Annotated in this window: 19 protein-coding genes, 1 tRNA gene and 3 pseudogenes; 13 read left to right on the top strand and 10 right to left on the bottom strand. The window is 61.9% G+C overall.

Features of this window, described 5'->3' with window-relative positions; translation table 11 throughout:
- Positions 1–80 precede the first annotated feature (80 nt).
- The 5 genes from ACVWYI_RS02700 to ACVWYI_RS02680 all read right to left on the bottom strand — a co-directional run bounded on the left by ACVWYI_RS02700 (position 81) and on the right by ACVWYI_RS02680 (position 3,304).
- Positions 81–683, bottom strand: a complete 603-nt coding sequence (locus tag ACVWYI_RS02700) for an ATP-dependent Clp protease proteolytic subunit (protein ID WP_456661153.1) — start codon at positions 681–683, stop codon at positions 81–83.
- Positions 684–724: 41 nt separating this feature from the next.
- Positions 725–1,078: an SRPBCC family protein gene (locus ACVWYI_RS02695; RefSeq protein ID WP_456661152.1), complete on the bottom strand. Its 354-nt coding sequence runs from the start codon at positions 1,076–1,078 to the stop codon at positions 725–727.
- The gene (locus ACVWYI_RS02690) at positions 1,075–1,389 is read right to left on the bottom strand and encodes an ArsR/SmtB family transcription factor (RefSeq protein WP_211394987.1); all 315 of its coding nucleotides are present in this window, start codon (positions 1,387–1,389) and stop codon (positions 1,075–1,077) included. The genes ACVWYI_RS02695 and ACVWYI_RS02690 overlap by 4 nt, the downstream gene beginning before the upstream one ends.
- A gap of 43 nt (positions 1,390–1,432) precedes the next feature.
- A complete protein-coding gene (locus ACVWYI_RS02685; RefSeq protein WP_247352528.1) occupies positions 1,433–2,734 on the bottom strand; it encodes an ammonium transporter in 1,302 nt (433 codons plus the stop codon).
- Between the two features lie 231 nt (positions 2,735–2,965).
- A complete protein-coding gene (locus ACVWYI_RS02680) occupies positions 2,966–3,304 on the bottom strand; it encodes a P-II family nitrogen regulator (protein WP_247352526.1) in 339 nt (112 codons plus the stop codon).
- 240 nt (positions 3,305–3,544) lie between these two features.
- Between ACVWYI_RS02680 and ACVWYI_RS02675 the strand changes: the two are divergent.
- Positions 3,545–4,439, top strand: a pseudogene (locus tag ACVWYI_RS02675) (DUF4339 domain-containing protein).
- 31 nt (positions 4,440–4,470) lie between these two features.
- On the opposite strand, the pseudogene tesB reads toward ACVWYI_RS02675, so the two are convergent.
- A pseudogene (tesB, locus tag ACVWYI_RS02670) lies at positions 4,471–5,344 on the bottom strand (acyl-CoA thioesterase II).
- A gap of 149 nt (positions 5,345–5,493) precedes the next feature.
- Here tesB and ACVWYI_RS02665 point away from each other — a divergent pair.
- Positions 5,494–6,714 carry a ubiquinone biosynthesis hydroxylase gene (locus tag ACVWYI_RS02665; RefSeq protein ID WP_456661151.1) on the top strand — a complete coding sequence of 407 codons (1,221 nt, stop codon included), beginning with the start codon at positions 5,494–5,496 and terminating at the stop codon, positions 6,712–6,714.
- Positions 6,715–6,746: 32 nt separating this feature from the next.
- Here ACVWYI_RS02665 and ACVWYI_RS02660 read toward each other — a convergent pair whose 3' ends face one another.
- Positions 6,747–6,944: a Trm112 family protein gene (locus ACVWYI_RS02660; RefSeq protein ID WP_027535355.1), complete on the bottom strand. Its 198-nt coding sequence runs from the start codon at positions 6,942–6,944 to the stop codon at positions 6,747–6,749.
- A gap of 61 nt (positions 6,945–7,005) precedes the next feature.
- A pseudogene (locus tag ACVWYI_RS02655) lies at positions 7,006–7,537 on the bottom strand (TetR/AcrR family transcriptional regulator).
- A 109-nt stretch (positions 7,538–7,646) separates the two neighbouring features.
- Here ACVWYI_RS02655 and ACVWYI_RS02650 point away from each other — a divergent pair.
- The 6 genes from ACVWYI_RS02650 (at position 7,647) to ACVWYI_RS02625 (ending at position 13,474) form a co-directional block, all read left to right on the top strand.
- Positions 7,647–7,997, top strand: a complete 351-nt coding sequence (locus tag ACVWYI_RS02650) for a hypothetical protein (protein WP_247352517.1) — start codon at positions 7,647–7,649, stop codon at positions 7,995–7,997.
- Positions 7,998–8,040: 43 nt separating this feature from the next.
- The gene (locus ACVWYI_RS02645) at positions 8,041–8,844 is read left to right on the top strand and encodes a crotonase/enoyl-CoA hydratase family protein (protein WP_456661150.1); all 804 of its coding nucleotides are present in this window, start codon (positions 8,041–8,043) and stop codon (positions 8,842–8,844) included.
- A gap of 74 nt (positions 8,845–8,918) precedes the next feature.
- Entirely contained in the window at positions 8,919–9,668 is a 750-nt protein-coding gene (locus ACVWYI_RS02640) for an SDR family oxidoreductase (RefSeq protein ID WP_456664474.1), read from the top strand.
- A gap of 177 nt (positions 9,669–9,845) precedes the next feature.
- Entirely contained in the window at positions 9,846–10,124 is a 279-nt protein-coding gene (locus ACVWYI_RS02635) for a PepSY domain-containing protein (protein WP_456661149.1), read from the top strand.
- A gap of 61 nt (positions 10,125–10,185) precedes the next feature.
- A complete protein-coding gene (locus ACVWYI_RS02630) occupies positions 10,186–10,779 on the top strand; it encodes a cytochrome b/b6 domain-containing protein (RefSeq protein WP_456661148.1) in 594 nt (197 codons plus the stop codon).
- A 196-nt stretch (positions 10,780–10,975) separates the two neighbouring features.
- On the top strand, positions 10,976–13,474 hold the full coding sequence (locus ACVWYI_RS02625; RefSeq protein ID WP_456661147.1) for an EAL domain-containing protein: 2,499 nt from the start codon (positions 10,976–10,978) through the stop codon (positions 13,472–13,474).
- A 12-nt stretch (positions 13,475–13,486) separates the two neighbouring features.
- Here ACVWYI_RS02625 and ACVWYI_RS02620 read toward each other — a convergent pair whose 3' ends face one another.
- Positions 13,487–14,164, bottom strand: a complete 678-nt coding sequence (locus tag ACVWYI_RS02620) for an LON peptidase substrate-binding domain-containing protein (protein ID WP_247352505.1) — start codon at positions 14,162–14,164, stop codon at positions 13,487–13,489.
- 31 nt (positions 14,165–14,195) lie between these two features.
- Entirely contained in the window at positions 14,196–15,119 is a 924-nt protein-coding gene (trxA, locus tag ACVWYI_RS02615) for a thioredoxin (protein ID WP_247352503.1), read from the bottom strand.
- A gap of 273 nt (positions 15,120–15,392) precedes the next feature.
- Between trxA and ACVWYI_RS02610 the strand changes: the two genes are divergently transcribed.
- From ACVWYI_RS02610 to ACVWYI_RS02590, 5 genes are all read left to right on the top strand, one after another.
- Positions 15,393–15,467, top strand: a tRNA-Gly gene (locus tag ACVWYI_RS02610).
- 228 nt (positions 15,468–15,695) lie between these two features.
- Complete coding sequence (locus ACVWYI_RS02605) at positions 15,696–15,896, top strand: hypothetical protein (RefSeq protein WP_456661146.1); 201 nt, start codon at positions 15,696–15,698, stop codon at positions 15,894–15,896.
- Positions 15,897–15,932: 36 nt separating this feature from the next.
- A complete protein-coding gene (locus ACVWYI_RS02600; protein ID WP_456661145.1) occupies positions 15,933–16,502 on the top strand; it encodes an ABC-three component system protein in 570 nt (189 codons plus the stop codon).
- Positions 16,499–17,020, top strand: a complete 522-nt coding sequence (locus ACVWYI_RS02595) for an ABC-three component system middle component 5 (protein ID WP_456661144.1) — start codon at positions 16,499–16,501, stop codon at positions 17,018–17,020. Before ACVWYI_RS02600 ends, ACVWYI_RS02595 begins: the two co-directional genes overlap by 4 nt.
- Before the next feature lie 49 nt (positions 17,021–17,069).
- Entirely contained in the window at positions 17,070–18,926 is a 1,857-nt protein-coding gene (locus ACVWYI_RS02590; RefSeq protein ID WP_456661143.1) for an AAA family ATPase, read from the top strand.
- Positions 18,927–19,078: the final 152 nt, after the last annotated feature.

Below are 19,078 nucleotides of genomic sequence, written 5' to 3'. Positions count from 1 at the left end.
GCACTTGTGCTCACGGGAAACGCAACCGGCCAACCAGCTTGGGCGGGTCGAGGCTTGCCGGACGGTGCCGGCAGAGACCATCAGGCGGCGTCGCGCTCTGCAAAAACCCTATCGATCAGTCCCCAGTCGACCGCCTGCTGTGCGGTCATGAAGTGGTCGCGGTCCAAGGTTCGTTCCACGTCCTGCTCAGGACGCCCGCAATGCTGCGCATAGAGCCGGATGATGCGCCGCTTGGTTTCCTGCATTTCGTTGGCATGGATCAGGATGTCGGACGCCTGGCCCTGAAAACCGCCGAGCGGCTGATGCACGTGGAGGCTTGCATTGGGCAGCGCGGCGCGGTGACCGGGTTCGCCGGCCATCAGCAGGAACGAGCCCATGGAGCGCGCGGTGCCCATGCACAGCGTGTGGACCGGCGCCTTGATGAACTGCATGGTGTCGTACATCGCGAGGCCGCTGGTGACCACGCCGCCATAGGAATTGATGTAGAGATTGATCGGCCTGTTCGGATTCTCCGCCTCCAGAAACAAGAGCTGCGCGCAGACCAGTCCGGACATCGCGTCATTGACCTCGCCGTTGAGGAAGATGATGCGCTCGCGCAAGAGCCGCGAATAGATGTCGAAGGATCGCTCGCCGCGAGCGGATTGTTCGACGACCATAGGGACGAGCTGAAGCATGTCGCGCATCGGCGACCTCCATTTCTGCAGGTGATGAAGTCTTTTTGCCGCTAGGCCGCGCGCATCAGACAGCAATTGGTATTGGCGGCCTGCGGCAGCTTTACGCGGTCGTCGCAGGCTTGCTGGATGATGCGAACGCGGGTGCCACCGGCTTCGTTCGGTTCGATCCGGAAGATGACGTGGCTTTCGCGAAACGGCGGTTCGGAATCGCGAAGCCGGTAGCGCACCTCTTCGCCCACGATCGATGATTCAGGCTCGGCGCCCACAAGGTCGGAACCGGGTAGCCAGCGCTCGCGCAGGGCCGGAATGGTCACAGCGCGCCAGACCTTGGCCGGCGGCGCATCGAATTCATATTCGAGCACGAGCGCTGCGTCGGAGGGATCAGGCTTCACGGCGTCACTCATTGATCCATATCCTTCAAGAGATCGGCGAGGGCATCCATGCGTTTCGGCCAATAGGCGCGGTAGCGCGCAAGCCAGGCCCCGATAGCGACGATTCCTTCGGGATCGACTTCGTAATTCACAAAGCGGCCCTGCCGCTGTTCGCGCACCAAGCCTGCCCCGCGCAGCACCGCAAGATGCTGTGACATCGCCGGTTGGCTGATCTCCAATCCATCGCGCAAAGCGCTCGCATTCAGGCTTCCGCCGGCAAGCTTCTCAAAGACCTTGCGGCGGGTCGGATCGGCCAGCGCCTTGAAGATATCGGCTTCGATCATGGCAACACATAAGCATACGCTTATGTGTTGCGCAAGCCCCCGATTACTGCAGCGCCTCGCCGTGCTGCGAAATGTCCAGTCCTTCGAGCTCGTGCTCGCGGGATACGCGCAAGGGCACGAACAGGCTGACCAGCTTGAGCAGCACAAAGCTCACACCCGCCGACCAGACGAAGGTGACGGCGACCCCACCGAGCTGGATCAGCAGCTGTTGCGGATGGCCTTCTAACAGGCCGGCGGTGCCGCCGATCGCGCTGGTTGCGAACACGCCGGCCAGCAGGGTCCCGGTCATCCCGCCGATGCCGTGGACGCCGAACACGTCGAGCGAATCGTCATAGTCGAAGCGGTGCTTCAGCCAGGTGCAGGCCCAGTAGCAGACGAGGCCTGCGATCACGCCAATGACGATACCGTGCCAGGGCGCCACGAATCCCGAGGCCGGCGTGATGGTGCCGAGGCCGGCCACCGCGCCTGAGATCATGCCGAGCACGGAAGGCTTGCGCCGCGTCGACCATTCGATCGCGGCCCAGGTCAGCGCGCCGGAGCAGGCTGCGAGATGGGTCGCGATGATCGCCAGCACCGCGCGCGAATTGGCCGCGCCTGCCGAGCCGCCGTTGAAGCCGAACCAGCCGACCCACAACAGGCCGGTGCCCATCACCGCAAGCGACAGATCGAACGGCGAAAGATTTTCGGTGCCGTAGCCATGGCGGCGTCCCATCACCTTCGCGGCGACGAGGCCAGCGGTGCCGGCCGACAGATGCACCACGAGGCCGCCGGCGAAATCCAGCACGCCCATGCCGGCGAGGAAGCCGCCGCCCCAGACCCAATGCGCGAGCGGAATGTAGACGAAGATGAACCAGGCGACGGAGAACAGCAGATAGGCGGAGAACCGCATCCGGTCGGCGACCGCGCCCGCGACCAGCGCCACCGTGATGATCGCAAACGTCATCTGGTACAGCATGAACAGCGCTTCCGGGATCGTCTTCGCCGCTGGGTTGACGCTGTCCATGGTCATGCCGGCGAGGAACCAGCGGTCGAGCGTGCCGATCCACGGGCCATCGCCGACGAAGCACAGCGAATAGCCGAACGCGACCCAGAGAATGGAGATGATCGTCACCGCGGCGAGGCTTTGCGCCATGGTGGCGAGCACGTTCTTCTTGCGCACCATGCCGGAATAGAACAGCGCGAGCCCCGGGATCGTCATCATCAGCACCAGCGCGGTGGCGACGATCATCCAGGCGGTGTCGGCGGTGTTGATCTCGGAGCCTGCGGCGCGCGCCGGCGAAGCCATGATCGACACAAACCCGATCGGCGCGGCCATAGCAGCCGCGCGGCGCAACAATCCCGCCATGTCGATTTCCCCCAGCATAGTGATTGCGTCGCACGCTGTGGCGTCGTTGCCCGGTGCGATCTAGATAAGAGTTAGTCCCTGTCTCACCGCACTCCACCCTCATCCTGAGGAGCCCGCGACAAGCAGGCGTCTCGAAGGACGGCCGCGGGCGAGTGCCGGGCCTTCATGGTTCGCCCGGCGATGCAAAGCATCGTCCGGAAACGCGTTCCGCGCTCCTCACCCTGAGGGTCTTCAGAGCGCGTCGGTGTCGGTTTCGCCGGTGCGGATGCGGATCGCGTGATCGATCGGCGTGACGAAGATCTTGCCGTCGCCGATCTGGCCGGTGCGCGCCGTCGCGGTGATCACGGCGACGGCCTTCTCGGCGATATCGGAGGCCACCGCGATCTCGATCCGGAGCTTGGGCAGGAAGTTCACGACATATTCGGCGCCGCGATAGATTTCGGTGTGGCCCTTCTGACGGCCATAGCCCTTCACCTCGGTCACGGTCATGCCGTGAACGCCGATCGCCGTCAGGGCCTGACGGACCTCATCGAGCTTGAAGGGTTTGATGATCGCGACGACGAGTTTCATGGTCAGGCCTATTCCCCGGGGATGCGCCGCGCCGTATGTCCCCGGCGCTGCGTCAATCTGGCATCTTTCCGGGCAAATGGCATAAAAAACTTGCAGATTGAAGCGGAAAAACGTGGAGCCATGTGAACGGCCGCCTCTGTACAGGGCAGCCGTTCATCCTCCACAATGCGTTTTTGGCATGGATGCGGTGAACCCAAGCGTCCCGGCCGGTACATAAGTATGTTTGAGGGGGGACGCATCATGGCGAATTGGTTCTACGCATCCGAGGGCAAGCAGCAGGGGCCCTATCCGGAAGGGCAATTCCGCGACCTGGCCGCGCAAGGAATCGTGCGCCCGGATACGCTGGTGTGGTCGGAGGGCATGGCCGGCTGGCAGAAGGCCGCCGAAATCCCCGGCCTGATCGGCGGCGGCGGCGGTGCGCCCCCGATGATGCCGGCCGGTGGACCGCCGATGATGGGCTCCGGCGGTTATGCTGGCGGTGGCGGCGGCGGATCGCTGGCGGTCGATTTCGGCATCCTCGAGTTCACGTGGCGCAGCATCGTGATGCTGATCGGCATGTGCTTCACATCCCGGTGCCGTGGGTGTTCGTCTGGTGTACACGAAATGGATCGTGTCCTGCGTGCAGGTCCCCGGACGGCCCAATCTCAGCTTCACCGGCAATGCGATGGCGCTGGTGCCCTGGTATTTCGGATTCATCGTTCTGGCGATCGTGATCGGCTACATCGGCGTCCCGTTGCTGAGCAATTTGATATTCATCGCCCAGATCGTTCTCTACTGGCTCCTGATCAAATGGATGGTCGCGAACCTCGCCTCCAACGGGCAGCCGCTCGGCCTGAGCTTCACCGGCACGGTCTGGGCCTATGTCGGCTGGAGCCTGCTGTTTGCGATCTCCATCATCACCATCATCGGCTGGGCCTGGGTCGCCGCGGCTCAGATGCGCTGGTTCTGCCGCAGCATCGAAGGCTCGCGTCGCGAGATCGTCTTCAACGGCAGCGGTCTCGGGATTCTCTGGCGGGGCATCGTGGCCGCATTCCTGTGCGGCTTCATCATCCCGATCCCCTGGGTGTATCGCTGGATCATGAACTGGTTCGCGTCGGAGACTGCCTTGGCTCCGCGAGGATCGCTCCGGGCATGACGTCGAGAGCCATAGGCGCGATCAATCGCGCTTATGCCTCTGGGGTTTTCCGTTCGCGCACGGAGCCTTCCTGCGCGACGGAGGCGACCAGCGTGCCATCGGCCTTGAAGATCGAGCCGCGGGTCAAGCCGCGGCCGCCTCGCGCGCTCGGCGAATCCTGCGCGTAGAGCAGCCATTCGTCCGCTCGGAACGGACGGTGAAACCACATCGCGTGGTCGAGGCTCGCGGGCATCATGCGCTTGTCGAACAGGGTGCGGCCGTAGCGCGCCATGATCGCGTCGAGCAGCGAAAAGTCCGACGCATAGGCCAGCGCGCACATGTGCAGCGCCGGATCGTCCGGCAGCGTCGCTGCGGTCTTGATCCAGACATGGATGCGGCCGTCCTCGATCTTCTGTCCGAAATAGCGGCCGAGCTCGACCGGGCGCAGCTCGATCGGACGGTCGGATTCATAGTAGCGGCGGGATGAACTCCGGCATCTCCTTGAACATCGGCTGCTTCGCCACCTCCTCCGCGGTCAGCTTTTCCGGCGGCGGCACGTCGGGCATCTTGTCCTGGTGGTCGAACGCGCTCTCCTCCTCGGCATGGAACGACACCATGACCGAGAAGATCGCGTTGCCGTGCTGGATCGCGGTGACGCGGCGCGTCGAGTAGCTCTTGCCGTCGCGCAGGCGCTCGACCTGGTAGATGATCGGGATCTGCGGATCGCCCGGCAGGATGAAATAGCAGTGCAGCGAATGCGGCAGCCGGCCCTCCACGGTGCGGCAGGCCGCAACCATCGCCTGTCCGATCACCTGGCCGCCGAACACCCGCTGCCAGCTGGTCTTGGGGCTGTTGCCGCGGAACAGGTTCACCTCGAGCTGTTCGAGGTCGAGGATCGAAATGAGGTCGATCAGGCTTTTGGACATGGTGGTGCTTTCAAAATGCCTCGCCATTCCGGGTTGGTGCTTGTGCGCGCCCCGGAATGACAGCTCGGGCCGTTCCGCCCTTGTTTCACCGCACTGTTTCGCCCACCTCAAGTCTGCTAGCAAGACCAGGATTTGGCCGGGAATTGGGTATGTCAGTACAGGGTAGCATTGTCATCGGTGGCGGCGCGTTTGCGGGCCTTGCGCTGGCCCTGGCGCTGCGCCAGGGGCTCGGCCCCGAGATCCCCGTCATCGTCGCCGACCCCGCGCTCTCCACACGTCCGAGCCGAGACCCGCGCGCGACCGCGATCGTGGCCGCCTGCCGCCGCCTGTTCGAGGCGATCGGCGCCTGGGACGACGTCAGGGGCGAGGCGCAGCCGATCCTCGACATGGTCGTCACCGATTCAAAGCTGGAAGACGCCACCCGTCCGGCGTTCCTCAACTTTGCCGGCGACGTCGCGCCGGGCGAGCCGTTCGCGCATATGGTCGAGAATCGCCGCCTGATCGATGCGCTGGTGGTGCGCGCCGAGGCCGAGGGCATCGATCTCCGCGCGACCACCGTGTCGTCTTACGACGCGCGTTCCGAGGGCATCGACGTGACGCTCGGTGACGGCAGTGTCATTGCGGCGAGCCTCCTGGTTGCGGCAGACGGTGCGAAGTCGAAACTGCGCGAGCGCGCCGGCATCGCCACCCATGGCTGGGAATATGACCAGTCCGGCATCGTCGTCACCGTCGGGCATGAGCGCGATCACGAGGGCCGCGCCGAAGAGCACTTTCTGCCCGCCGGTCCGTTCGCGATCCTGCCGCTATCGGGCAAGCGCTCCTCGCTGGTGTGGACCGAGCGCCGCAGCGAAGCCGCGCGCATCATTGGCTTGAGCGACGAGGAATTTCACGGCGAGCTCGAGCGACGCTTCGGCCTGCATCTCGGCGAGGTGAAGGCGCTCGACAAGCCGCGTGCGTTCCCGCTGTCCTATTTCGTCGCGCGCTCCTTCATCGCCCAGCGTCTCGCGCTGGTCGGAGATTCCGCCCACGTCATCCACCCGATCGCGGGCCAGGGTCTCAACATGGGGCTGAAGGACGTCGCCGCGCTGGCCGAGGTCGTGGTCGATGCCGCGCGGCTCGGCATGGATATCGGCGGCGCCGACGTGCTCGAACGTTACCAGCGCTGGCGGCGCTTCGACACCATGGCGATGGGCGTCGCCACCAACTCGCTGAACTTCCTGTTCTCCAACCAGTCGACGCTGCTGCGCACGGTGCGCGACATCGGCCTCGGCCTCGTCGACCGCGCCCCGCCGCTGAAGAACCTCTTCATCCGCCAGGCCGCAGGTTTGACCGGTGAGATACCGCGGTTGTTGAAGGGCGAGGCGTTGTAGGATTTTCGTAGCTCCATCCGGCTACAAAACCCTCAATCGATCTTCCGCGCCTCTTCCGGCAGCATGATCGGGATGCCGTCGCGGATTGGATAAGCGAGCTTGGCGCTGCGCGAGATCAGCTCCTGCTTTGCAGAATCGAACTCCAGCGGGCCCTTGGTCAGCGGGCAGACCAGGATCTCCAGCAATTTGGGATCGACGCTGGGTTCGGGGCGTTCGGTGGGCGCGTTCATTTTTGTCTCCGACGATCGGTTGCCTCTAGCACAGAAAACCGCGGCCGCCCATTGCGGTCCGCTAGGCCGATACCATCCGCAGGATCTCGTCGAGCAGGCCCTGGAGTCGTGCCGCCGGCACCGGCGTGCCCGACAAGGCAAAACCGAGAAAGGTCCAGTACAGAACCAGCGCCCGCGCCTGCGCTGTCGCGGGCGCAAGCCCCCGCTTCGAGAGCAGCGTCTCGATATAGTCCAGTCTGCGCCGGTCGATTGCGCGCACCGCCGATTGTGCCGCCGCATCGAAGGCCGCCCAGTTCCGCACCGCGCGCTCGAGGTCGAGCCGCGCGCCAAACGTCCTGCGCAGCAGCGCTTTCAGCGGCTCGTCACTGGCGGCTTCGACATCGGCGATGATCTGCTCGGCCGCGATCTCGCGCCAGCGCTTCAGGACAGTGGCGTGGAACGCGCCGAGATCGGCGAAAATGCCAGTAGAAGCTGCCGCGCGAGACGCCCATGGCCTTGGCAAGCGGATCTGCCTTCAGGGCCGTGAAGCCGCTTTTAGCCAGCGCCTTCAGTCCCTCCTTGATCCAGTCGTCGGCAGAGAGCTGTTCGGTCATGTCGGGTTCCCCGGAGTTCGACCATACACTAGTGTATTGACAGGCAGCAGGCCAGCACTTATCTATCCATACATAGCTGTATGGATGAAGCCTTAGGGAGCCCCTGACCATGCGTGACCTCTTGCTCCAGTGCGCCGGCGTCCTGACCATTGTCGTCGCGCTCATCCATGGCATCCTCGGCGAGGCCAGGGTCTTTGCCCGCGCCCGCATCGAGCCGGAACGGCTCCGGACCCTGATCCGCCTGGTCTGGCAGGCCTCGACCGTCGCCTGGATCGGCGGCGGTGTGCTCCTGATCGCGGCGCCCTGGATGGAATCGGAGCCGGCGCGCCACTGGATCGTCGTCACCATGGCCGGTGTGTTCGGCTTCTCTGCCTTCGCCAACGCATGGGCCACGCGCGGCCGGCATTTCGGCTGGATGGCGCTCAGCACCGTCGTCGTCATCGCGGTTGCCGGCTACTGAGTACCAAAACGAGAAGTCACGCGTTACAGCGGAGAGCGGCGCCATGGAAAATCGTGTTCGCCTGACCATTGACGACGGTGTGGTTCATGTCCGGCTGAATCGTCCGGACAAGATGAACGCGCTCGATCCGGCGATGTTCGAGGCGATCATCGAGGCAGGTAGCAAACTTGCAAAACGCAGCGACGTCCACGCTGTCGTCCTCTCCGGCGAAGGCCGCGCCTTCTGCGCGGGGCTCGATCTGGACCGGCTTCTGGCCACGACGACCGGCGAGTCGTTGATCCCCTCGGTCGATCTGACGCGCCGAACCCACGGTCTGGCGAACTATGCCCAGCACCTCGTGTGGCTCTGGCGCGAGCTGCCCGTGCCTGTGCTGGCCGCAGTCCACGGCGTCGCCTTCGGCGGCGGCTTCCAGCTCGCGCTCGGCGCCGATCTCCGCTATCTCGCGCCCGACACGAAGCTCGCAATCATCGAGGCCAAATGGGGGTTGGTGCCGGATATGGGTGGCACGCAACTCATGCGCCGCCTCGCGCGCGAGGATGTCGTGCGCGAATTGACCTACACCGGCCGGGTGTTCTCGGCGCAGGATGCGCTTGCCTATGGCTTTGCCACGAAGCTCGCCGACGATCCCGTGAGGGCTGCGCTGGCAATCGCGCACGAGATTGCGGGCCGGAGCCCCGATGCGGTCCGCGCCGCCAAACGGCTGCTCAACCTGGCCGCGACCTGCGACGTGGCCACGGGTCTCGCTGCCGAAACGGCCGAGCAGGCGGCACTGCTCGGTTCCGCCAATCACGTCGAGGCGGTCACAAGCAATCTCGAAAACCGCACGCCGCGATGGTGTCACCCATGAGCACAACATGAACGAACTTTGAAGCATGGCTCTGACACTCGTCACCGGCGGAACCGGCCCATCTTGGCCGGGATATCGTCGATCACCTCGTCCGGGACGGACATCGGGTCCGGGTTTTCGCGCGATCGCCTGCCGTGCGATCGGACGTCGAATGGGCAACCGGCGATCTCGCCACCGGCGCCGGACTGCGGGAAGCACTGCATGGTGTCGATACGGTCATCAACGCGGCGACCTGCTCGCCGATCGCGCGGCGCGGCGGTGTGCGGCCCGTGGACTTCTTCAGATCGCCCTCCGCCGTGGATGTCGAGGGAACGGAGCGGTTGCTGTCGCTATGCCGGGAGGCGTCGGTGCGGCACTTCCTGCACGTCTCGATCGTCGGCCTCGAAGAGGCGACCCTGCCCTACGCGCGGGTCAAGCTGGCCGGCGAGCGGCTGGTGCGTGCGTCGGCCCTGTCCTGGTCCGTGGTTCGCGCAATGCCGTTCTACTATTTGCTCGACAAGTTCCTCTCGGGCCTCGCCTGGCTTCCGCTCTGGCCGGTGCCGACCACGACGTTCGATCCCGTCGACGCTTCCGATGTGGCCGCTCATGTCGTGACTTGCGCGTTCGACGGGCTGCGCGGCGGGCGCACGGAGATCGGCGGCCCCGAAGCGCTCGATCTCGTTACCTCCGCCCGCCAATATCAGGATGCGAGGAAACTGCATCGAAGGATCCTGCCGATCGGCCTTTCGGATGCGAAGGTCCGGGGCATGGGTATTGTCGTCAGCCGCGGCGTGCGTGGACGTCTCTCGTGGTCGGATTGGCTGCGCGCAAACCGTGAGACGTAAGGCCGCAGTAGTCCGGCAAATGCGTGCTGCATACGGAGAGAACTGATCTTTTTCGGATCGTTAGAATAACTCTAAAGCCTGCCGACGCTGAACCGGATTGACTTCATCATGTGCTTTGCTTCCTTCGGTCCCGCTTCGCGGCTTCGCGCAGCGCCCACGACAGAGGAGGAGACGTTCGTGAAGGTCATTCGTGTTGTTGCCATTGCATTGACGATCGGGATTGGCGCGGGATCGGCGGCCATGGCTGACGGTTTCAAGGACTGCACCAAGCTCGACAAGGCGTCGTGGAAGCCGGCGAGCGAAGCCGAAGCCAAGGCCAAGGCGCTCGGCTACGAGGTGCGGCGCTCCAAGGTCGAAGGCTCCTGCTACGAGGTCTACGGCGTCAAGGAAGGCAAGCTTTACGAACTGTTCTACAGCCCCGAAGATCTCAGCCTCAAGCACACGATTGCGAAGTAGACCGCGCGAGATAGTCTGCGCAAATGGTCTGCGCGAAGTTACGCCTGAGGGTGGCCCTCGCTTGATTGAAGAACCGGTACCGGAAGCGCGCGGGGTGTCCAACCGGACCCCCGCGGATCGAACCACTTCGCGGACAGTCGCGATCTGGGACCTCCCGCTGCGCCTCTGGCACTGGGCGCTCGCGGCTTGCGTTCTGGCCGCCTGGTTCACGCCCACCGTCTATGACGGACTTCACCGCATCGCCGGCTATGCGGTGCTCGGGCTTCTCGCCTTCCGTCTGGTCTGGGGTTTTGGGGGAAGCCGCTATTCGCGCTTCCGCATGGTCGGCGTCAGGCTTCGGGCCGCGCCGCGCTATCTCTGGAATCTGCGCCGCGGCATCACCGGCCGCTATATCGGGCTCAATCCCGCCGGCACGTTGATGCTGGTGGCGCTGCTGGCCTCACTCGCGGTCTCGACGATATCAGGCGCGATGTCGGTGACCGTGACCTTCTTCGGCGTCTGGTGGGTCGAGGACACCCATCATTATTCATCGGACGCGGTCATCGTCCTGGTCGTGCTGCACGTCTTGGGCGTGCTGCTGATGGGCCTTCTTCAGCGCGAGAACCTGATCCGCGCGATGATCACGGGACGCAAGCGCATCCGCGGTCACCTCTAAATGTCCGTTGCGGATCTCGGCACAGGTTGTTCGCGGTCTGATGGCGCTACATCCTCCGCGCAAATGCTCGGCAAATCGAATTGCATAGACAGCGTTAACCTGCCGCTAAGCATGCAATCAGGCGTTGCACCAAATTAACGCGAAGAACGTTTAGCCCATCCACCATCGGCGATATCGGACGACGGAGGCGATTTCGATGTTCCGCGTTTTTACCTGCCTCACGGCAGAGCATGATTGGCGCCTTGTCATGCTCGCCGGTCTGGTTTGCTTCGCCGCAAGTATTGTAGCCGTCAGCATTTTTCATCGGGCGATCGCGTCGCGAGCTTGGACCCGACTGATCTGGATTGCGATCGCCGGCGCCGCCATCGGTTATGGAATCTGGGCAACGCATTTTGTTGCAATGCTCGCCTACGAGCCCGGAGTCTCAACCGGTTACGGCATCGCTCTGACAGCTCTGTCGCTCGCCGCGGCGATGATCCTGACGTCATGCGGTTTTGGCGTTGCCGTCAGCAATTCCGGCCCGTGGCGCGCGGCTGCCGGCGGCGGAATTATCGGCGCCGGCATTGCGAGCATGCATTATCTCGGCATGTGGGCCCTCGAAGTGCCTGGTCGCGTGAGCTGGTCGCCGGAGCTGGTGCTCGTCTCCATCGCCCTCGGCATGGTCCTGGGCTACGCCGCCCTTGCGGTTGCGCTGGGCAGCAAGAACAAGTGGGGGACCTTCGTCGCGGCGCTGCTGCTGACTCTCGCCATCGTGTCGCATCATTTCACGGCTATGGGGGCCGTGCAGATCATCCCAGACCCGACGCTGGCAAGCGATACCTTGTCGCTTTCTCCCGGCTTCCTCGCCGTGGCAATTGCGGGTGTGGCTCTGTCAGTACTCGGGATGAGCTTTATCGGCGTGCTGGCGGATCGCCGCCTTGCGACCAGAACCAGCAGATTCGAGGAAATCATCAGTGAGCTTTCGCTCGCCAGGCAACAGGTAGAAGATTCGCAAAAGCAAATCCAGGACCAGAAAATCAGGCTGGACACGGCCATCAACAACATGGTCGAGGGCCTTTGCATGTTCGATGCGGAGAAGCGGCTTGTCGTCTGCAACGAGCGTTATGCCCTGCTCTATCGGCTGCCGCCGGAGCTACTGAGGGCGGGGACATCGCACACCGACATCATCAGGCATCGCATCGTGAAGGGAGTCCTCAAGGGCGACCCCAGCGAGGACGCTGCCGAGCAATTCATCTCGAAGCTGGCCGCGTTGCCTTTCGATGCTGTCTCGAGCAGAATCGACGAGTTTGCGGATGGTCGGCTGATCTGCGTGACGCGACAGCCAATGGCCGGTGGCGGATGGGTGGCTACGCATCTCGACGTCACCGAGCAACGCCGGTCCGAGGCGAAGATCACTCATATGGCGCAACACGATGCGCTGACCGATCTGCCAAATCGCGTGCTGCTCAGAGAGCGGATGGAGCATGCCATTGCGGTTACGCGCAACGGCGGCGTCGATCTAGCCGTGCTCATACTTGACCTCGATCGCTTCAAGGAAGTCAACGACACCCTTGGACATCCGACGGGCGATTCCCTGCTGCGCGCCGTTGCTGCGCGTCTGCGCGAATGCACCACGGAAACTGCGTTGATCGCTCGACTGGGCGGCGACGAGTTCGCGGTGATCGACTACGTGACCAGCCCAGCCGTGGAAGCCGCCGCCCTCGCCGAGAACATCAGAAAAGCGCTTTGCGAACCGTTCGATCTCGGCGATCACCGGGTCACGGTGGGCACCAGCATCGGCATTGCCATCGCGCCGCGTGATGGCAACGATTCCGACGTGATCATGAAGAGTGCGGATCTCGCTCTCTACTCCGCCAAGAGTGGCGGACGTGGTGCATTCCGCTTCTTCGAGCCGGAACTCGACGAGCTCATGCATGCGCGACGCAACCTGGAGCGCGACATGCGGGCTGCGATTGCCGGCCATCAATTCGAGCTCCACTACCAGCCGTTCGTCAGCTCCGCGACCGGCAAAATCAGCGGCTTCGAGGCCTTGCTACGCTGGCATCACCCACAGCACGGTCTGGTCATGCCGAACGAATTCATCCCGCTTGCGGAGGAGACCGGCTTGATCGTGCCGCTGGGAGAATGGGTCCTGAGAACCGCCTGTGCGGAAGCGGCCAAATGGCCTGCGCATGTCAGGATCGGGATCAATCTGTCTCCCGCTCAATTCAGGAGCAAGGAGCTTGTTCCGGTCGTTATCGGCGCGCTGGCGAGTTCGGGAGTCGCGTCGCACCGGCTCGAGCTCGAGGTCACCGAGACGGCGATCATGCATGACAGCGAAGCTGTTTTTGCAGTGCTCGGCCAATTGCGCGAACTCGGCGTGCGGATCGCCCTGGACGATTTCGGCACCGGCTATTCATCACTGAGCTTTCTGCAAAGATTCCCGTTCGACAAGATCAAGATCGACCGCAGTTTCGTCAACGAATTATCCAGCGCGAGGGCAGAGGCGCACCATCTCGCGCGAGCAGTGGTTCGTTTCGCAATCAGCCTCGGTAAGGTGACGACCGCCGAGGGCGTCGAAACGAAGGAGCAGCTGGATATCCTCCGTGAGGAGGGGTGCGTCGAGACGCAAGGCTACTATTTCAGCCGGCCGATGCCTGCATCCGACATCGCCAGAATGATGCGAGGTGCCGGAGCGGCCGTCCGCGCTGCCTGAGCGTCCAGGCCCTCACTGCAGCGGCGGATCGCCGCTGGTGCGCTTCTTGGCGAGATCCATCTCGGTGACGGCGATCAGGATTTCGGCGCGGGTCTTCAAGTCAGGCGCTTCCAGCATCGCTTGCTTCTCGGCCACGCCATAGGGCGACATCATCGCCAGCGCGTTGACGAGCGCCTCATTGGGAGCGGTTTCGACGCCCTCCCAATCGACCTTGAGGTTGTTGGCCTTCAAAAAGTCCGCCAGCACCGTCAGCAGCGCCTCGCGATCGACCTCGTCCTCGCCCATGCGCGGCGTGAAATCGTCGACGAAGGCGAAGAAGTCGACCTTGCACTGCCGGTAGGCGGTAAGCACTTCGAGCTCCTCGAGCACCCTGAAGCGCGAGACGCCGGTCAGCTCGAGAATGTAGCGGCCGTCGCCGGATTCGGCGAGCTGGGTGATGCGGCCGACACAGCCGACGCTGAACAGCGCCGGCCTGTCGGAGTTCTTCCGCGAGTGCGCGATGTCGGGCTGGATCATCCCGATCAGGCGATGGCCGTCGCGGAAGGCGTCGTCGATCATCGCGAGGTAGCGCGGCTCGAAGATGTTGAGTGGCATCTGCCCGCGCGGCAGCAGCAGCGCGCCCGGCAGCGGAAACACCGGAAGGATCTCCGGAAGGTCGGCGGGCCCGCGATATTCGATATTGATCGGCATCTGCCCGGTCCCCTGGCCTTGCCTGCTCGCCTTAGGAAAACAGGATGATCGACAAGCGCTTGCGTCCCTCGACGGTTGCATCATCCGTGCCGCCCCAGGCCTCGAAGAACTGCACCAGCTGCTTGCGGGCGCCGTCGTCGTTCCATTTGCGGTCGTGCTTGATGATCGCGAGTAGTTGCTCGGTGGCGGCGGCGCGGTTGCCTTGCGCGTTGAGCGCGGTCGCGAGGTCGAATCGCGCCTGATGATCGAGCGGGTTTGCGGCGACTTTCTGTTCCAGCTCGGCGACCGGCCCGAGCGATTGCGCCTGCTCGGCGAGATCGATCGCGGTCTGCACGGCTTTCACCGCGGGATCGTTGCGCTTGGATTCCGGCACCATGGCCAGCGTCTGCTTGGCCTGCTCCATCGCGCCGGAGGTGGCGTAGCATTTCGCAAGTCCGGCAAGGGCCGCGATGTTGGTCGATTCGTGCTCCAGCACTTCCGCGTAGATCTGGGCGGCCGCAGCGGCATCGCCCTCGGCGAGCACGGCCTCGGCCTCTTGGAGGATTTCCGCGACATTCGGCTCACCCGGGGCGGTCACGCCCTTGGTCAGCTTCTCGATGAAGGCGTTGAGCTGGCTCTCCGGCACCGCGCCCATGAAGCCGTCGGCCGGCTGGCCGTTGACGAAGGCGATCACCGCCGGAATCGACTGGATGCCCATCTGGCCCGGGATCGCCGGGTGCTGGTCGATGTTCATCTTGACCAGCTTGACCTTGCCCTTGGCGGCCTTGACGGCCTTTTCCAGCAAGGGCGTAAGCTGCTTGCAGGGGCCGCACCATTCCGCCCAGAAGTCGATCAGCACCGGCTGGTGCTTCGATTCCTCGATGACGTCCTTCACGAAGGTCTGGGTGGTCGTGTCCTTGATCAGATCGGTCGCAGCCGGGCCCGCCGCTCCGTTACCCTGTTCGATGATCGTCACGGGATCCCCTCGTCTGTATCTGGAATGGCGGGTCTTTAGCACGCCGCCAATTCATATGCTTCGCTGTCCGCCCTAAAATTGGGCCGGGGCGGCCGAATTTCAATCCGTGCGCGACGATTCGGCGGTTGCGGGGCGTTTTTGGCCGATTTGGCCGGGTTTGGGTCCATATGGGCCGTCCAATGCGAATCTATGCCGCGCGTAGCTGTTGCATTCGGCGTCCGGTTTTGGCATACGACAGCCGTTGCCGGTCGCCTTACGCGGCCGACACAGGATGCGGGTGTAGCTCAGTGGTAGAGCACGACCTTGCCAAGGTCGGGGTCGAGGGTTCGAGCCCCTTCGCCCGCTCCAAATTTCCCCAGTATTTGAAAACAAGTTAGCTGCCCCCGTTGGGGCGAGCCGCTGCGCCGAATTTAGGTGTGGGGTAAAGCCGGGGTAAAACGCGGGGAAGCCTCAGGTCCGTTTCGGCAAGCTTATGCTCCGGCCTATTCGACCAATTGTGCGGTGTGTGTGTGCAACCCCCGCTTGCGTTTCGGCTCGACGCTAATCATTGTTCCCGAATCATGGGGGGCGACTTAATTGGCGGATTTCTTCTCGCAGCACGCAGCTGCCATATGGAGCTTTCTGACGGGCCTTGTTGGCGGAGGAGCTGCCGGTTCGCTCATCACGTATAAAGTCACCCGCACCAACCGCGCCAACAACGGGGGCAGCGTCTTGGATCAAAGCGGCTCGACGGCGGGTGGTGACATTGTCGGCCGGGACAAGAGAACACCCAATTGAGCGACAAACCTGATTCGCACTCACAACGGTGAAGTCGTGTCATCAGGCGACGTCATTAACCAGAGTGGTGCAAGGGCGGCTGGCGATATTGTTGCAAGAGACAAGATCGAACACCACTACCATCCTCAAGCCGCCGCTTCCGGTGTCGTCGAAAAGCTTATTCGCAGACTACAATCGGAAATCGCGCTCGACATCCGCACTCAACACACCATCGATGCACTAGCCAGCTTTCAAAAGCGCCGCCCGGTCGATGGCATCGAAGGCTTAGAAGCGAAACTGCAAGCGGCTGGCCGCGAAGACGAAATTTGGGCGGCCTTGGATAAAAAAGAGCAGTTCGCAAAGCTGCTTCAGAAGTGGTCGCTGTACGCATCTGCGCAAGAGATCTTTGCGTACCTACTTGCGAAAGCCGAGCACGAGTTCAATCACTTCGTTCATCCCAAAATTGCGCTGGTGTCTGCCATGGACATTGACCAGCTCGTTCACGACCGAATCGTACAGACCACCATCGACGAATGCGGTGTGGACGTATTCGTACTGAACCATGGAACAGCCATGGGCATGTTATACTGGCTGGCCGAGCAGTGTTTCATCCGGTGGCACAAATGATTCAGCTCACCTATGAACCGGCTCTTGATCCATACCACACAGCTTTCCGTTTTCTCCGGCTACGGCCGATTGCCTCGAAGCACGGTCCTCTGCACCGCGATCATCTTCGGATTTTAGATTTCTATCAGCTGTTTCCCTTCCGAATCAACGAAATCCGACTCATGCCGAAGCACAGGAAGTTTCGAAAACTGGCCGAGCGCTATGAATCTAAGAAGCCATACGGCGAGCAGCCGGACAGCCGTATCCTTTTCAATAGGATGGAGCCGATACAAAACGCAGCCATGGACACGTTGGCAGAGCAAAACATATTCTCGCCCGCTCGGTGGCACTTCAATGAAGTTGAATCCACGAGCGAACGCATCGCGCCAGAATTAGTCGATCGACTCCAACAGCTTCATAAAGAGGACGAAGAATTGGAAGAGTTTCTAACAACTCTCGCCACTGAATATGAGTTGCCAGGCACGGACGGTTTGAAGGCCCGGACGGGATTGTTGGAATATCGTCATGACGCGGTATAACCCCACGCTAATAGTCAAGCGGGTTGTCGTCGAACGAAACGATAGGCCGGTGTACGATGAGTTGTTTCACGTGGGGGTTAATGTCATTCGTGGCGAGAACTCATCCGGGAAATCAACCGTACTGAACTTCATCTACTATGGGCTGGGCGGCGACTTGTCCGATTGGAGTGAGGTCGCGCTGTTATGCTCGCGAGTGCTGGTTGAGGTTTCGCTAAACGGTTTGGTTGCAACGCTCAGTCGTGAGATATCATCTCAAAACGGCCAGCCGATGGAAATATTTGGCGGCTCGTTTGAAGCCAGCCAATCAGCTTCTCGCTCGGATTGGACCCGCTATCCCTACCGGCGCTCAAGCGCGCAGGAAAGCTTCTCTCAAGCTTTGTTTAGACTGTTGGGCATTCCGGAGGTTGCCAACGATGTATCTGGCAACCTCACGATCCATCAAATCTTGCGCTTGCTCTATTCCGACCAGCTCAGCCCTGTCGAAAACATCTTCAGATTTGAGAGCCGATTTGATCCGCCTGCGCTAAGAGACGCCATCGGTCGGTTGCTCGCGGGTGGCTACGAATCTGCGCTCTACGAAAACGCCGTAAGGCTGAGAGAACTCACCCGGCAATTCGATGCAAAAAGCGCAGAACTTCGCAGCCTATTTAGCGTTCTTGGAAATACGCAACACAGCCTGACTCTAACCTGGCTGGATGCGCAGAGAAGCAACTTTGAGGCGGAGCGTACGGCCTTACAGAATCAGATTGAACTCGCAGAGCGGCAACTTTTTGTCAGCTCCAAAGACGACGAACTGACGCTCAAGGCTCAGAACGAGGCCTATTCAAAGACCCAAGCTCTTCAAAAGTCCCTTGGGGCAGTTCGCCAAGAACGAGATGCGTTGCAGCTCGCAATTAGCGACTCGGCGAGCTTCATTTCCACGCTAGAGCAAAAGCTGCGCGCACTGACTGACGCAGACATGACGGCGCGCCATATCGGTGACGTCCGCTTCAATAATTGTCCCGCCTGTTTTGCGGCCATTGAAGACAAAGCGGAAGCGGTGCATTCCTGTCACCTGTGCCGAACACCGTTTGACACTGCGCGGGCTTCCGATCGTATTGTGGCGCTAATAAATGATACCGCCTTGCAGTTGAAGCAGTCGCGCCTGTTACAAGATCGCCGACAAGAGAAGCTTGAAGGCTTCGGGAAAAGGCTCGAAACGCTGGAATCCGAATGGATGACTAGCTCGCGTGAACTTTCATCGTTGCAACGTCTGCCCTCATCGGATGCACGCGAGCAGTTGCGGGCATTGCATCGCCGATCCGGCTATCTGGACAGGCAGATTGAAGACCTTAACGAAAAGGCCCACATCATCCAGCTTGTAGATAAGCTTTCGAATGAGAAGAACGATCTAAACGATGCGATAAATCGACTGAAATCGCAGAATGATGCGTTGCAAGCTTCACAGGCGCGCCGCTTGGAGCAAGCTTACACTTTGATTGCTGATGAAGTGCGAGATCTTTTGCATCACGATTTGCGGCGGCAGGACTCGTTCGAGAGCGCTAAGAGCGTCCAGTTTGATTTCGCCACAAACAGGATATCGGTCGATGGTCATTCGTATTTTTCCGCTAGTTCGCGCGCAATTTTGAGGAGCAGTTTTTTTCTTGGTTTCTTCGCAGCGGCAACCAAGGATTCGCAGTTTCGGCACCCGCGCTTCGTAATGCTCGACACGATCGAAGACAAGGGAATGGAGCCCGAGCGAAGTCATAACTTCCAGAACCTTATTTTGAAGGTCTCAAACGCGTCTCAGGTTGAGCACCAAATTATCTATGCGACAGCAATGATTGCTCCCGACTTAGACGATGAAGGTTATGTGGTGGGTAAGTATTCGACTAGAGACGATCACACCATAGATATCATGAGTTGACGGGGGATAAGCGCCAACGACGGAAGCCGTTAGAGATAGGAGGGGCTTTGGGGGGTATGGCGGATCATCCCTCGATGATCCGGAAGGCCGCTCGGCGACGTCGGCTTCCAATTGTCTGCGCAACGCAGACCGCTCGAGGTATGTCCGCTCGA

The organism is Bradyrhizobium sp. LB13.1 (assembly GCF_054056815.1).
The sequence above is the reverse complement of the archived record's forward strand: the minus strand, read 5'-3'. Positions and strand labels throughout refer to the sequence as shown.

Coding starts and splice junctions, on each gene's coding strand:
- ACVWYI_RS02665 (WP_456661151.1), top strand. CDS start 5,494: ATGTCAGTACAGGGTAGCATTGTCATCGGTGGCGGCGCGTTTGCGGGC.
- ACVWYI_RS02685 (WP_247352528.1), bottom strand. CDS start 2,734: ATGGCGGGATTGTTGCGCCGCGCGGCTGCTATGGCCGCGCCGATCGGG.
- ACVWYI_RS02690 (WP_211394987.1), bottom strand. CDS start 1,389: ATGATCGAAGCCGATATCTTCAAGGCGCTGGCCGATCCGACCCGCCGC.
- ACVWYI_RS02680 (WP_247352526.1), bottom strand. CDS start 3,304: ATGAAACTCGTCGTCGCGATCATCAAACCCTTCAAGCTCGATGAGGTC.
- ACVWYI_RS02660 (WP_027535355.1), bottom strand. CDS start 6,944: ATGAACGCGCCCACCGAACGCCCCGAACCCAGCGTCGATCCCAAATTG.
- ACVWYI_RS02620 (WP_247352505.1), bottom strand. CDS start 14,164: ATGCCGATCAATATCGAATATCGCGGGCCCGCCGACCTTCCGGAGATC.
- ACVWYI_RS02650 (WP_247352517.1), top strand. CDS start 7,647: ATGCGTGACCTCTTGCTCCAGTGCGCCGGCGTCCTGACCATTGTCGTC.
- ACVWYI_RS02645 (WP_456661150.1), top strand. CDS start 8,041: ATGGAAAATCGTGTTCGCCTGACCATTGACGACGGTGTGGTTCATGTC.
- ACVWYI_RS02595 (WP_456661144.1), top strand. CDS start 16,499: ATGATTCAGCTCACCTATGAACCGGCTCTTGATCCATACCACACAGCT.
- ACVWYI_RS02695 (WP_456661152.1), bottom strand. CDS start 1,078: ATGAGTGACGCCGTGAAGCCTGATCCCTCCGACGCAGCGCTCGTGCTC.
- ACVWYI_RS02700 (WP_456661153.1), bottom strand. CDS start 683: ATGCGCGACATGCTTCAGCTCGTCCCTATGGTCGTCGAACAATCCGCT.
- ACVWYI_RS02625 (WP_456661147.1), top strand. CDS start 10,976: ATGTTCCGCGTTTTTACCTGCCTCACGGCAGAGCATGATTGGCGCCTT.